General features: G+C 42.0%; 9 protein-coding genes and 1 tRNA gene. 7 read left to right on the forward strand and 3 right to left on the reverse strand.

The features are described 5' to 3' along the window. The first annotated feature begins 35 nt into the window (after nucleotides 1-35). The 3 genes from V7K49_RS25780 (at nucleotide 36) to V7K49_RS25790 (ending at nucleotide 7336) form a co-directional block, all read left to right on the forward strand. On the forward strand, nucleotides 36-1373 hold the full coding sequence (locus V7K49_RS25780) for a P-loop NTPase fold protein (RefSeq protein ID WP_298912836.1): 1338 nt from the start codon (nucleotides 36-38) through the stop codon (nucleotides 1371-1373). Continuing rightward, a complete protein-coding gene (locus V7K49_RS25785; protein WP_335208169.1) occupies nucleotides 1343-6595 on the forward strand; it encodes an nSTAND1 domain-containing NTPase in 5253 nt (1750 codons plus the stop codon). The genes V7K49_RS25780 and V7K49_RS25785 overlap by 31 nt, the downstream gene beginning before the upstream one ends. Nucleotides 6596-7228: 633 nt before the next feature. Then, nucleotides 7229-7336 (forward strand): antitoxin AF2212-like protein, encoded by a 108-nt coding sequence (locus tag V7K49_RS25790; RefSeq protein ID WP_334943097.1) that lies wholly within the window; start codon nucleotides 7229-7231, stop codon nucleotides 7334-7336. A 68-nt stretch (nucleotides 7337-7404) separates the two neighbouring features. On the opposite strand, the gene V7K49_RS25795 is transcribed toward V7K49_RS25790, so the two are convergent. Further along, nucleotides 7405-8850, reverse strand: a complete 1446-nt coding sequence (locus V7K49_RS25795) for an HNH endonuclease (RefSeq protein WP_335208170.1) — start codon at nucleotides 8848-8850, stop codon at nucleotides 7405-7407. Between the two features lie 248 nt (nucleotides 8851-9098). Between V7K49_RS25795 and V7K49_RS25800 the strand changes: the two genes are divergently transcribed. Next, a complete protein-coding gene (locus V7K49_RS25800; RefSeq protein WP_335208171.1) occupies nucleotides 9099-9758 on the forward strand; it encodes a Uma2 family endonuclease in 660 nt (219 codons plus the stop codon). Nucleotides 9759-10005: 247 nt separating this feature from the next. Here V7K49_RS25800 and V7K49_RS25805 read toward each other — a convergent pair. After that, nucleotides 10006-10079 (reverse strand) — tRNA-Arg (locus V7K49_RS25805). Nucleotides 10080-10112: 33 nt separating this feature from the next. Continuing rightward, complete coding sequence (locus tag V7K49_RS25810) at nucleotides 10113-11210, reverse strand: tocopherol cyclase family protein (protein ID WP_335208172.1); 1098 nt, start codon at nucleotides 11208-11210, stop codon at nucleotides 10113-10115. Nucleotides 11211-11239: 29 nt separating this feature from the next. Between V7K49_RS25810 and V7K49_RS25815 the strand changes: the two genes are divergently transcribed. The 3 genes from V7K49_RS25815 to V7K49_RS25825 all read left to right on the forward strand — a co-directional run bounded on the left by V7K49_RS25815 (nucleotide 11240) and on the right by V7K49_RS25825 (nucleotide 14522). Next, nucleotides 11240-11851, forward strand: a complete 612-nt coding sequence (locus V7K49_RS25815) for a J domain-containing protein (protein ID WP_335208173.1) — start codon at nucleotides 11240-11242, stop codon at nucleotides 11849-11851. A 147-nt stretch (nucleotides 11852-11998) separates the two neighbouring features. Then, nucleotides 11999-13447: a DnaJ domain-containing protein gene (locus V7K49_RS25820; protein WP_335208174.1), complete on the forward strand. Its 1449-nt coding sequence runs from the start codon at nucleotides 11999-12001 to the stop codon at nucleotides 13445-13447. Nucleotides 13448-13742: 295 nt separating this feature from the next. Next, entirely contained in the window at nucleotides 13743-14522 is a 780-nt protein-coding gene (locus V7K49_RS25825; RefSeq protein ID WP_335208175.1) for a hypothetical protein, read from the forward strand. Nucleotides 14523-15076: the final 554 nt, after the last annotated feature.

Raw genomic sequence — 15076 nt, forward strand, 5'->3', positions numbered from 1 at the left:
TTGTCATCCCCATTCCTGAGTGAACTCGATTAGTTATGCTCCTAGATTTGGAAAGATTTTATCAGGCTTGCAATCCGAGCAGACCTCTAATCATAGGAAATGCCAGCGATCGCAGGTACTATATCGATTTTGCTGCGGTGCGGGGTGGTAAAATCATTGAGGCTTTGCAGCGGACGATCGCTCGAATATCGCCGGATGTACCAACTTGTCAGCTATTTACAGGACATCTCGGCTGTGGAAAATCAACGGAGTTGTTGCGGCTCAAAGCTGAATTAGAAGTGCAGCAATTTCATGTAGTTTACTTTGAGTCTACCCATGTCTTAGAAATGGCAGATGTGGATGTGACTGATATTCTCTTGGCGATCGCCGGCCAAGTGAGTGAAAGCCTAGAAGCAATGAAAATTAGGCTCAAACCTACCTACTTTACCAAGTTGTTTGGTGAACTTGTCGATTTCTTGCAGACGCCAATTGACGTTGGGGTAGAAGCAGAGTTGTCTGTGGGAATTGCCAAAATTACAGCTAAAACTAAAGAAAGTCCCCAATTGCGGCGGCGGTTAAGGGATTATCTCGAACCAAGAACAGCAAATATTTTACAGTCAATTAATCAAGAATTACTAGAACGTGCTAACAAGGAACTGAAAGCCAGGGGTAAAAAAGGACTGGTGGTTATTGTTGATAACCTAGATCGAGTCGCAATTCGACCTTTACCATCGGGGCGATCGCTACCAGAATACTTATTTATTCAGCGCGGTGAACAGTTACGCAAACTGAATTGTCATGTAGTCTACACTATTCCCTTAGCACTGACTTTCTCTAACGATAGCGCCGAACTTCAGCATCGTTTGGGGGGTGGAGTCGCACCAAAAGTGTTACCGATGATCCCTGTACGTCTGCGCTCTGGGGAGATTTTCCTTCAAGGGCTAACGATGTTGCGGCAAATGGTTCTAGCTAGAGCTTTTCCAGACATTTTGGCTAGCGATCGGTTAAGCTTAATTACAGAGGTGTTTGATAATCTGGAAACCTTAGATCGGTTGTGCCTGATTAGTGGTGGTCATGTGCGCGACTTGCTAGGGTTATTGTTTGACTGTCTGCGAGAACAAGATCCACCCTTTGATCGGGAGTGTGTCGAATTGGTGATTCAAAGACAGCGCGATTACCGAGCCAATGCCATCGACCCCCATGAGTGGGAACTAATCTTTCAGGTAGTGCAACAGCAGAGAGTTAGAGGTGATATAGAATACCACATCCTCTTGCGAAGTTTATTTGTATTTGAATACCGTGATCATCAGGGAGCTTGGTTTGCCGTCAACCCAGTTTTAGCAGAGACGGAAAAATTTAAATCATGGTTGAACGACACCCACAAGCAGATATAAGAGCAGCTAACGAGCGGGCCTTACGGAGTTTGAAAAGAGCAATTGACCTTTCTAAGGGTCAATTCTCCCTGGTTTTGGTGGGCTGCAACTATCGAGTTTTGCAAGAGCAAATGCTGCAACGACTCGAAGAACTCTCTTCAGGAGGACACCAAATTCAAAAGGTAGTTCTGCCGCATAATGCTAGAAGCCTTTACACAAGTATTCATTTACAACTGCTAACCGAAAATAATCCGCCATCGGCATTGATGATATTGGGTTTAGAGTCAGTAGATGGACTCGATGATCTACTTAGGTCGATCAATCATATTCGTGATGAATTTCGCAAACGCCACCCATTTCCAATGATTTTGTGGGTGAATGAGGAAGTTTTGCAAAAGGTGGTGCGTTTAGCACCAGATTTCGCTAGTTGGGCGGCTACACCAATTCAGTTTGGAATGAGAACTCAGTCATTGCTGCAATTTTTGCAACAGGAAACTGACTCTTTGTTTGCCACGGTGTTACCAAATGCGGCACCTAACAATTCAGGTGATGTGGAAAAGCTAACGCCAAACCTTGGAGGATTGGAGGAGAATTCAAAGCCTCTCAAAAAGCAGGAGAGAGGTTTTCCAGATCCTGTGAAAAATCAGAATGCTGCACAACATCAACCTCCTGAAGTTGCAAAGCATTATTCCACTGTGGAGCAAGTCTGGGAACATAGCTATGAACTCCAGTTTGCCATTAGAGAGTTGCACAATCGGGGTATTACCTTAGAGCCAGAATTACACGCTAGTTTAGAATTTGTTTTTGGTTTAGATAATTATATTAGCGATCGCATCAATACAGCTTTAAACCATTTTCAGCAAAGCTTGCAAGTTTGGCAAAAGTTAGTGGAGAGAGGGGATGAGGGAACAGGGGGAGCAAGGGGGGATGAAGAAGTATTTTCTTCGCCATATCCTCCATCTCCCCCATCTCCCCTACTTCTGCGACAGGGAGTCTTGCTGTTTTATATTGGGCTGTGTTATAGCCGTTTCGCAGAGCAAAATCAAATAGAAAACCGCCGCCATTGGTACACAGCTAAATCTTATTTTCAGCAGTGCTTGAATATCTTGCAGGTGGCTGGGCGTTCAGACATAGTTGCTGGATTTATTGGTAAACTTGCAGAGGTTTTGCAATATCTGCAAGAGTGGGAAGAATTGCAGACGGTTGCTCAAAAGTCTCTGGAGTTGCATCAAACTTATGGTAGTCAAATCCAATTAGCTTGTGACTACGGTTTTCTGGCGCAAGTGGCTGTGCAGCAGTCGCGCTGGGTACAGGCGAGTATATTAGCACACGTATCACTACTGAAAATAGCTGAGGCGCAAAAGCACAATGACCCTTATAACTGCTTATTTCCATTATTATTAGGGCAAATTTACTATTTAGTTTTAGCGAAAGCACAGCGAAATTTAGGTGAGCTAGAAGTAGCTCGTGAATACCTGGATAAGGCGACAAAAGAACTGCCAGCAGCCTTAGAAAGCAGTGCCCATCAATACGATGCCCATCGTTATATTCGTCTATTGCGGAGACTGCGATCGCTTTACTTTGAAGAAGGTCGCTATCTGGAAGCCTATTACATTCGACAAAAACGGCGTTCTATTGAGCAGCAGTACGGTTTTCGAGCTTTTATCGGTGCAGGGCGCTTGCAACCGCAAAGACAGGCGACAAATCCAGCATTGATGTCATCTTCTGGAAGTAGCAGCGTTGCTTTAGAAATTGCTGCTTCTGGTCGGGAGCGTGATATTAATAACTTAATTGGGAGAATTAGCCGCGCCGATAAAAAATTGACGGTGATTCACGGTCAATCAGGGGTGGGTAAGAGTTCTATTGTAACTGCGGGCTTAGTACCAGCACTGCAAAATCGAGCTATTGGCGATCAAATAGCCGTGCCTGTGGTACTGCAAGTTTACACCGATTGGGCGCGGGAACTAGGAAAATCTTTAAGTGAGGCGATGTCTAGTGATGCATCCCTTGCCATCTACGCTGATATTAAGCTAGAAGTAGCCATTGAACCGCAAGCTTTGCCCTACTCTGGCCCACCGATCACCATCGTAAGAATTTTACAACAACTCCAAGAAAATGCTGATAACCATCTGATCACAGTTTTAATTTTTGACCAGTTTGAAGAATTTTTCTTTGGTTATAGCGATCGCAATCAAAAGCAAGAATTTGATAAATTTATTAGTGACTGCCTGAATATACCCTTTGTGAAAGTTATCCTTTCCTTACGAGAAGATTATTTACATCGGTTATTAGACTTTAAACATCTTTCGGCACTAGAAGCGATTAACAACAATATTCTCGACAAGCATATTCGCTACCAGTTAAACAATTTTTCACCAGAATATGCAAAAGCGATTATCCAAAAATTGACAGAGCGATCGCAGTTTAATTTAGAGCCGGCTTTAATTGATGCCTTAATCGAAGATTTATCAACAGAATTTGGTGAAGTTCGCCCCATTGAATTGCAAGTTGTGGGAGCGCAAATCCAAGATGAGCGGATTACTACATTAGAAGAATATCAGCCATATAGACCCAACAAACTTATTGAGCGATATATTAAGGAACTAATTAAAGACTGCGGCCCAGAAAATGAACGAGCCGCCTTACTCGTCTTATACTTATTAACAGATGAAAGTAACAACCGACCTTTTAAAACTCGTGCTGAGTTAGCGGCGCAGCTAGCAGAAGTAGAAGATGCTGGCAAATTAGAGTTAGTATTAGAAATTTTAGTTAGCTCCGGGTTAGTGGTACTATTCCCTGATGTACCAGAACGTTATCAACTGATTCACGATTATTTAGTAGACTTGATTCGCTACCTACAACAACAGGAATCGAGCTTACAGGTACAACTTAACCAGTTGCGCTATAAAGTAGAACAGAGTCAAGCTGAGATTGAGCGACTTAAAAGTGAACTTAGCCAAAATAAGCAGCGAACCAAATTAGTAGATACTCATCCCCAACAGGGTTTAGACTTATTAACAGAATTGCGGGAGTTACACAAGCGGGAAGAATTGAGTCAGTTAGAAATTGAGCAGTTGCGAACTGAACTTAAAGAAAAAGAATTAACATCTCAACTAGCAGAAAGTCAAAAGAAACAAAGGCTCAGTGAAGCTCAATTAAATCGTTCGTTGAAAATTGCACTGACTGCTTGTGTTCTTGCCATATTGGGATTAAGTGTTTCTATTGTGACAGCAATAGATAGCGAAATTAAAACCCTTAGTGCATCAAGTGATGCCCTCTTTGCCTCCCAAAAAGGTATTGATGCCTTAAAGGAAGGTTTAAAGGCGGGGATAAAATTACAACAAACAGTCTGGGTAGATTCCTATACAAGAGAGGAAGTACAGACGGCGCTTTATCAAGCAGTTTCTGGATTAAGAGAATATAACCGCTTGGAGGGGCATATATCTGGGGTAAATAGTGCTACATTTAGCCCCGATCGCTCTTTAATTGCCTCAGCTAGTGCCGATACTACAATTAAACTCTGGCGTCCTGATGGTAGCTTAGTCAAAACCTTATCGGGGCATGAAGATGTAGTTAATAGTGTGAGTTTCAGCCCCGATGGTCAAATCGTAGCTTCCGCCAGTCAAGACAAGACGGTGAAACTGTGGAGTCGAGAGGGTCAACTGCTTGCTACCTTATTCGGGCATCAGGGTGTGGTGAATAGTGTCAGTTTTAGCCCAGATGGTCAGATTATTGCCTCGGCGAGTAGCGACAAGACAGTGAAACTGTGGAGTCGGGATAACAAGCTGCTTAAAACCTTGCAGGGACATGATGGTGCAGTCTTGAGTATCGCTTGGTCACCTGATGGACAGATCATTGCTTCCGCGAGTGCTGACAAGACGGTAAAATTGTGGAGTCGCGCTGGTAAGCTGCTTAAAACCTTGCAGGGACATGATGATGCAGTCAAAAGTGTAGCTTGGTCACCCGATGGGAAAGCGATCGCTTCTGCTAGTTTAGACCAGACAATCAAACTGTGGAATCTGGAGGGTAAACTACTGAGAACCTTATCAGGGCATAGTGCTGGAGTTACCAGCGTCAGTTTTAGCCGCGATGGTAACACGATTGCTTCCGCAAGTACCGACGAGACAATCAAACTTTGGAGTTCTGAAGGTGTGCTGCTGGGAACCTTGAAGGGACATAATAATTGGGTTAACAGTGTCAGTTTCAGCCCAGACGGTCGCACCCTAGCTTCTGCAAGTCGGGACAAAACTATTAAACTCTGGCATTGGGACGATGTGTTACTGCGAAAGCCCAAAGCCGATAATGATGACTGGGTAACTAGCATCAGTTTTAGCCCTGATGGTCGCACCTTAGCAGCAGCGAGTCGAGACAAAACTATAAAACTTTTCAGTCGAGACGGGAAACTACTCCGTATATTCACGGGGCATAAGGGTGAAGTTTGGGGAGTCAGTTTCAGCCCCGATGGCCAGGCGATCGCTTCGGCTAGTAAAGATAAAACAGTGAAGCTTTGGAGCCGCGACGGTAAACTGCTCAACACTTTACAGGGTCATAATAATACCATCTTGAGTGTAGCTTGGTCACCTAATGGTCAGGTGATTGCCTCGGCTAGTAAAGATAAAACAGTAAAGCTTTGGAGTCGCAACGGTAAACTGCTCAACACCTTGCAGGGACATCAAGATGCGGTAAATTGGGTAAGTTTTAGTCCCGATGGCAAGTTATTAGCCTCAGCCAGTGATGATAAAACAGTGAAAATTTGGAGGATAGATGGTAAATTACTATACACCTTAACTGGTCATAGCCGCCGGGTAAATGGGGTTGCTTGGTCGCCTGATAGTCAGGCGATCGCTTCAGTTAGTATTGATAGCACGGTGAAACTTTGGAGCCGGGACGGGAACCTGCTAAATAATCTCACGGGGGATGGCGATAGTTTCATTAGTGTGAGTTTTAGCCCCGATGGCAAGACTTTGGCAGCTAGCAGTGATGACAAAGTGAGAATTTGGAACCACGAAGGGACGTTGTTGATTGCTTTGAAAGGTGATAAGCAAGAGTTAACCAGCGTCAGTTTCAGTCCTGATGGCAAGACTCTGGCTGCCGGTAGTGGTAATGGCACAGTAATTTTCCAGAATTTGGCAGATATTAAACTCGAAAATTTACTCACGCGGGGTTGCAATTTGCTGCATGATTATTTGCAGACTAACCAGAAAGTAATGAAAAGCGATCGGGCTTTGTGTTCTGGTAGGTGATGGAGATTTTATTCCCATTCAGATCCTTAATTTAAAATGAACGTCAAGCTTTGGAAGTGTAAGGGAAAAGTGCTGCAAACACTTGCAGGTCTTGATGCTGCGGTTAAAAGCTAATATAGTTCAGTTAAGCATTTCTTTCTTCTCTTCCTTTGCGTTCTTTGCGCCCTTGGCGGTTCGTTAAAAAATTGACTTTGATAAAGAGTTAAGCCTTAACTGAACTGTATTGGGTTAAAAGCCTGAATTTTAACCCGGATGAACAAGTTTTAGCTTCCTCAGACTTCTTTGGTAAAGTCATTAGACCTCTTGCAAAAGTCCCTAATACCCCACCCCCAACCCCTCCCCGCTCTTCGGGAGAGGAGACAAAGCTACGCTTTGCCGGGGTGGGGTTCTTATTTTTGATTTATGCAAGAGGTCTATTCTCTGGAATTTAGACTTTGATTCCAATCCAGAGAAATTGTTGGCGCAAGCTTGTAATTGCGTGAGGGATTATTTGCAGAATAGTGCAGATGTTAAAGAGGAAGAGAGGGGTTTGTGCGTAAGCGTAGCTCGTCATAGACATCGTTTCAGCACGGTAAAAGTATCACATTAAGTAAGCTCTTGTATCCTATAAAAGCGATTAAGAGGAAACAGGCAATGACAATCACTGTTCAAGTAATTTATGAACAAGGGGTGCTTCGACTAACGGAACCCATATTGCTGGAAAAAAGATATTGTGTTGAAGTAATTGTCATTACCAAATAATTTCAGGCTGTAGAAAAAACTCCAGCAGTAATTTTCACTGAAATAGCAGCTATATCTTTACAAGATTGCTATTGAAAACCTTTAGCTTTGCCTATAAATTTGCTATAGTGATAGTTAAGAGCATCATTGCTGGGTTGAAATGCTAAATCTAGCGGTATAGACAAATTTTTACCATTTAAATACCAGTATTGTGTATCTTTAAGACTTGAAGAAACTTCCACCTTTCCAATTTTTGGATTAATAGAAATCATATAAAGATCAAACAAATTATGAATATCTGCTCTGAGTAGTAATCCATTGGCAACATGGTTCGTGTCAGTTCCTTGGTATGGAATTATATGAGCTGCATCCAGAACAGCTTCCACGTCACAATCTGTTATACAACATTTTGCGTTATAGGCTTGCAATAGTGTTTTACGAAATCCAGACTGACCTTGCCTTCTAACAATAGAAGCAAGAAATTTTTCTCTTGCATCTTTAATGTTATCTGCTTTAAAACAATCATCATCTTTATTTTTTTCCTGTATATCAACAAGTTTTAAAATATTAGTGTCAGGCAGAAAAATATCAAAGTCAGGTATTTTCTCTAAATTAGTAGGAGCTTTCCAAACTTTGACTCCATCTCCTCCTTCAAAACAAGTTGCATCACCTGAAGAAAGTAGCTTTCCATTAGGACTAAAAGAAACGCTTATTGAGTGATGAGAATTTAAAACGTTAAGAAGTTGCCTATTTGTTAAATTCCATATTTCTATATTTGTATGACAACCAGCAGCTAAAATTTGTTTTCTGGGATGAATTGCAAAACAACGTATAATCTCAGAGGTTTCAGATAATATATTTCCCAATTCACCATTGTTAAAATTCCAAATTTTTATCCCACCTTCTCCACTACTTACTAAATATTTGTTATCGGGAGTAATTGCTATATCGAAAGCAATTATGTTTAATGTATTTAGTAACTCTCCTGTATGTGGATTCCAAATTTTTACAATGCCTTGGTTACAAACACTAGCAAGAATATGCCCATCTGGACTGAAAACGAGCTTATTAATCCTTAAAGAATGTCCTGCAAGTGCACGCAGTAACTCTCCAGTTAAGGTATTCCATAGATATATTGTTGTTGATTTACCCTGTTCGGTCTTGTACTTACTTTCTCCTCCACTAGCAAGAATTTTACCATCCGAACTGAAAGCAACAGAATGGATAGGGTCTTTACGCACTGCTAAAGTGTAAATTAAATTTGCTGTTCTCAAATCCCAAATTTTGACCGTTTTATCTAAACTTCCACTGGCAATTATCTTTCCATCTGGACTAATACTGAGAGACGAAATCACTTCCGAGTGCCCTTCAAGGATATTAGTCAGTTTTTTTGCTATCAAATTCCACACGAGAATTTTATTGAAGCTAACACTAGCAAGAGTATTACCATCTGGAGCAATTGGGGCACCATAAACCCAGCTAGTGTGACCTGCTAAAGAGGCTATGTTTTCCCAAGAGTAATTATATTGGTTCATATTAGAAGTGTGATTGTCAAAATAAGTATTATATTCAATAGTATTATTGTACTATTATGTGATACTAGGGTAAAATTTTTAGCAGTCTTTAGATATTTATATAAAACAAATCCGATGTTATTTATTAGACCAAAACTACACTCACAAATTGCGATCGCCTTTTGTTACCCAACCTCAAGCTGTTGTTTCAAAACTACGGCAAAAAAATTAACCAGGACTCATAGACAAAGCTGTACATCTTGGTAGCATTGAGTGAAGTACCCGTCAGCAAGGGAGCGAGGGCGATGTATGCAACCGTCACACAACCACTGACTTTTGAAGAGTTTCTTGCCTGGGACGATGGTTCAGGCAGAGAGTTTGAGCTATTGGATGGGATTCCTGTGCCATTATCAGAACCAAATGCAAATCATGAGGATTTGATCGAGCGACTGTGTACCTACCTAGAAAATCACTGCCAAGAAAATGACCTGCCTTACGTATCGCGCCAGTCCAAGCAGGTTCGGCTCAAAACATCACCACTAGAAAAGGAAAAAAGCCGGAAAGCAGATATTGTCATATTTGCTAGAGAAGAATGGCAGAGGATGAAAACTAGCTCTAGTTCTGCTGCTGCATATATTCCACCACCCGGAATCATTGAGGTCGTTAGCAACAACTGGAAGGACGACTATCTGACAAAACTTGCTGAATATGAAGACTTGGGGGTTTTCGAGTACATAATTGTGGACTATGCTGCTTTTGGTGGTATTCGGTTCATTGGCTCTCCCAAGCAGCCAACCATTACAATCTACCAACTTGAAGATGGAGAGTATTTACCCCCAAAGGTGTTTCGAGGGCAGGATCGAATTGATTTTAGATTGTTTCCGAACATTCCCTTAACGGCTGAACAGATTTTTGCAATGAGTCGCTGATTAGCATTTCTGTCTCAGATAATGTTAAAGCCGTCAGTTTAACCTCTGGCGGCTTCACATTTTCTATTATTGGAATTTCTGGAGGACTTTCTGACATTGCTTAGATTCAGGCAACACTCTGAGCAGACGGCTTAGTTAATGCTACTTCATCAGTCTTGTCACTAAAAGCTGCTGCCAATTTAGGACTGGTAAAAATAAAATCCCTATGACCTGCTATTAGTCAAGGTCTTAGGGATTTTTTTGCTTACGGGACTGGTGCGGCTCGAACGCACGACCTGACGCTTAGGAGGCGTCCGCTCTATCCAACTGAGCTACAACCCCAAATATGAAGCATATATAATCATAGCAGTAATTTTAGCGAGACTGCCAATAATTATCCCAAGAGCCGCCCCCTACTTCTAAACCACAAAGAAAACTTTCTGCTTTCAGGATTATTTGAGATTTTCTGCCATTTAATTCTCGTAACTCTAAATTTAGCTTTCCTTGCATGGTGTCTCGGCAACAGTATCTTAAACCTTCCTCTGTAGGCGCACGCAGAGGTGTACCAGGTAGATCCGTAGTTCCTGTTAATTCAATTTCATAGTTAGAGTTGGTAGCTTTCATTTGCCATCTACCCCAAGGCTGAATTTGCCAGTCTACTTGTGAATTCCAGGGAACAAATTCATAAAACTTGCCTTGATAGTGCAACCCAATCATCGCTACAGATTCCATCCACCACAGTACACCCCGCCGTCCACCGCCAGCAGTTAATGCTAAGTCGGGTTCGCCCTCAAAACAATTACAATTTATCCAAAACCATTTTTGGGGAAAAGCACCACCCCAATTTTTCTCACCGTAGGCTGGGGCGTTGGTGAATTCGTAGATTTTGCCATTCCAGTCAATGTTCCCACTGGCTAAACCGTGAGCCATTAAAATTTGCCATCCGGGTTCAAAAATCTGAGAGAATGAGAGCCAGCCTGCGGTTGATTGCTGAATGCTATTTTTATTACCCCAACCATATACTGGTTGAATTTCATATTCCCAACGGCAATAATTATTGGTGGCGCGATCGCGAATAATTCCCTGATTCAAGGTAGCTGTAGCTTGATAGCCCTCTTGAACATGATGCTCAAACTCTGCTGGTAGAAGGTACAGAGGAGAAACTTGCAAATCCGTTTTACCCCAATGACCTAAACCCAGGACATCTCGACTACCCCAAAATTTGTTCACATCAGGAAAAGTCCGGCATAAATACTCATCATCCGGGCCGAGGATTTGGGCTGCACCACCACTGTGGGGTTTACCGCCGATGGGGTCTTCGATGGAGTACATAAAGGCGAATGTTTGCCCAATTTCCGGTAACGTGATGCGGTAATACCAGCCTTCAAAGAAGCGGCGACTACTGCCATCCCAGTGATAGCCAGAATGGGGTGTTTGGGTTGATTGAAGGAGATTTAGAGGAATAGTTAACATAGATTTATATAGTTGCCGATTTTTTCAGTATGCGCGATGACTTCGATCTCAATCATGCTTATGAAATTCTTGGGCTGAAAACTGGTGCATCACAAGCACAAGTGAAGCGAGCTTACCGTCAACTGGTAAAAATTTGGCATCCCGATCGCTTTCTTGATCAAAAGCAAAAACAGGAAGCTGAGGAAAAAATCAAATCAATCAACGCAGCTTACAACAAGCTCAAATCTGAAAGTCCATCCGAGCCTCCTACTCCTGAAAACCCATCTTCATCTTCGCCTACAAATCCCACAAAAATATCTGTGAATCGTTGGGATGCAGAAACTTTTTATAGTTGGGGAGTAGAGAATGCTACAGAAGGAAGATATGAAGATGCGATCGCAGATTTTACCCACGCGATTCGTCTCAATCCTCACTATATTGACGCATATAAATATCGTGGGCTAGTTTGCTCTCAACTAGGATACGAATATAGAGCTGCTTCAGATTTAAATAAAGCTGCACAAATAGAACAAGAGTTAATAAATCCGGGCGCTGCACGTACATCACGCTCACCAAGACCGGTATCAAAGCCTAGAACTCTGGTAAAAAGATTTTGTCAGGGGATAAAAAGTTTACTGCGGCTAAATCGGCGTTCGAGATAAGAAGCGGAATACATATCATTCTTAGAGGCACAGCAATGCTGTGCCCCTACTGCGTGTTGGTTCAGACGGCGACACCATAGCTTGAGTTAGATAATACTTATGCTTGGGAATACTAAGTAGAGTTTGATTTGCTGCTGATTTCTTAGTATGAGCGATCGCTTTGATATAAATCGTGTTTACAATATTCTGGGGTTAAAACCAGGTGCATCTGTTGAGGAAGTCAAGCAAGCTTACCGCCAGATGGCTAAGACTTGGCATCCAGATTGTTTTCTCGAACCGCAGCAAAAGCTAGAAGCGGAAGAAAAAATCAAAGAAATCAATCAAGCTTATGGAAGGTTAAAGTCTTATCAACCAAGTGAGACAAATCAATCAGCTTCTACTTCCACCACAATTGATTCCACTACATTCAATGCTGAAAGTTTCTATAAACGGGCCATGGAGAAAGCTCAAAGAGGGAAATATACTGAAGCAATTGAAGATTTTAGCCAAGCGATTCGTCTCAACCCTAATTACTTTGAAGCTTACAAATACCGAGGGCTTGCTTGCTCAAAACTGGGATATGAAAATAGAGCTTGGTCTGATTTTAAAAATGCCGCAGAACTGGAACTGAAACAGAAAAAAGCATCGCCTAAACCTTCATCATCAATACCAAAGCCACCAAAGTCACCAACGCCACCACCACCACCACCTGAACCACAACCTCAACCTTCACCGTGGAAATGTGTACACACCCTGAGTCATCTAAACTGGGTTTTTACTACTGTAATTAGTCCAGATGGGCAAACTCTGGCTAGTGGAAGTACTGATAAGACTATCAAAATTTGGCATCTCGACACAGGGAAATTGCTACATACTCTCACTGGTCATACAAAATGGGTAAGATGCCTCGCCTACAGCCCAGATAGCCAGACTCTGGTTAGTGGAAGTGATGACAGCAGCATGATGATTTGGCAAGTATCTACAGGTAAATTACTCAGCACCCTCAAAGTACATTCAACCCCAGTTTTTTCTGTAATCATTAGTCCGGATGGTCAAACTGTCCTCAGTGGCGGTAGAGACACCACGATCAAGATTTCCCATATAGGCATGGGACAATTGTCGCACGTCCTCAAAAGTCATTCCTACTTGGTCTACTCCCTTGCTATTTGCCCAAAGCGGCAGATTTTAGTTAGTGGTAGTGCAGACAATACCATTAAGCTGTGGAATTTGAAGAGTAGAAAACTGCTGCAAACTCTCAACGGGCATTCAGGTTGGGTAACTTGTGTTGCCATTAGCCCTGATGGGCAAATTTTAGCTAGTGGTAGTTATGACCAGACTATCAAGTTATGGAACATCAGTACAGGTAAGCTAAGTAACACACTTGCGGGACATCATAGTTATGTTTGGTCTGTAGCTTTTAGCCCCGATGGTCAGCATCTTGCTAGTGGTAGTGCAGATCATACTGTGAAGCTATGGAATGTTAGCACTGGACAAAATCTTTACACTTTGGATAACCATTCGGATTGGGTTAACTCTGTCGCTTTCAGTCCCGATGGCAAAACCCTAGCTAGTGGTAGTCGAGATATGACAATCAAGCTTTGGCGATGCGATATCTAAGGACAAATTAAAAATTTAGATGATTTCAGTAAATTACTAGATTTTTTATCAATGCATCACCTGACAGTTTTATAACATCTATCTTTGGAGGTACTCTTTCTTTTGATTGAGTATTAACTCCCTAGAGATAGAGCCACTTGCTAATCACAGAGGTTATACTGAGAAGTACCAGCGATTGGGTAGCAAATAAAACTCAATTTTATCAGCAACATACATTTTTCAACTCATAAAAACCTCTTGTTCTTACAAAGCTTTAATTTGTCAATATCGTATCTGAGGAGTTAAATCAACAGCTATGTCTATTCCCAATGAACACGAAAGGAAAAACAGTGAAGTTAAGCAAGAATCTTACACTGATATTAATGGTAATACTCACACTGACTTGACGCGAACAACTGAAACAGTCAAAAACAGCACAGATAATCCCAACTCTTATAGTAATGGTTACGTAGAAGGTCGAAATACTGAGCGTAGCAATCAGCAAGCTGATTTAGCCGAGCGTGACAATAACAATGCTAGTGGCGGTTTGCTATTGGGTGTTATTATTACTTCCTTGCTTAGTTTGGTTATAGGTGGGGTCTGGTACTTCAACCAGCAGAATAACGCAGCGGTTAACAATACTGTGCCGGTCGTGGTTCCTGTACCGAGTAAGAGTAGTCCAACCCCCAGTGCATCTCCTCAACCACGAACGACGATAATTGAAAGAACTAGGGAAGTACCTGTACCTGTTGCTGTTCCTGTTCCTGTTCCTGTTCCACAGCAGGTTATACCTCCATCTGCACCACCTCGCCAACCGGATATTAACATTACTATTCCACCCCAGCAGCCTGCGGCACAAAAAGCACCTTCTGCAACCCAGCCAACCCCCAAAGCCACACAAAGCCCGACGAGTCCAACGAGTAATACTCCGACTTCGCAGAACAAGGGCGATACTTCTACTAATACTGTCGCTCCAGGTACGAAAAGTGACACCTCTAAAACCACTCCACCTCAAGGAGTAGACCAGTCAAACAGTAAATCTAATAGCGGTTCTTCTACCGCAGATGATCCTACTACACGCGGTTCTGCTCAATAACAGCTTCTGAATTTTTAGCCCACTTGATAATGCTGGCATTAACGCCAATATATAACAAGTGGGACAATTTTTAAGCAATATTTCTAAATTATTGCGATAAATTAATGGTATTAAAGTTTAGTAAACATGTCTTGTTGCTGAACAAACAAAATGCTAGATGTAAGAGCAAGGTACAAACAGGTTAAAAGTTACCAAGAACTTTTAAGTTAGAGCTTGTGCCTCCTGCTCTAATGATATTGTGATCGCTCCAAATTTGTGGCATCCCTTGAATGTGTTTTTGCCTTGAATTCAATGAGTTGTTTTGGAGGTTCTTACAACGCACAGCCAGAAAATGCCTGCCTAGTTGGAATATAAGGATGTGCAATTCTGAGTAAAGCGATAGCAAATACTGTCCACCAAAGTTTAAGTTAGTTATTTCTAAATTATCTAATCTTCAAGAAACCGCCCCAAGCTGCTGATATTTAGGGACTTCCAAGGAATAAATTACTCAAAAAAAATTATAAGCTGACATTTAAAAAATAATGATAATCATTATGAAGGGGTGAGAGGTGGTT

It is taken from the genome of Nostoc sp., assembly GCF_036919675.1.
Taxonomy (GTDB): domain Bacteria; phylum Cyanobacteriota; class Cyanobacteriia; order Cyanobacteriales; family Nostocaceae; genus Nostoc.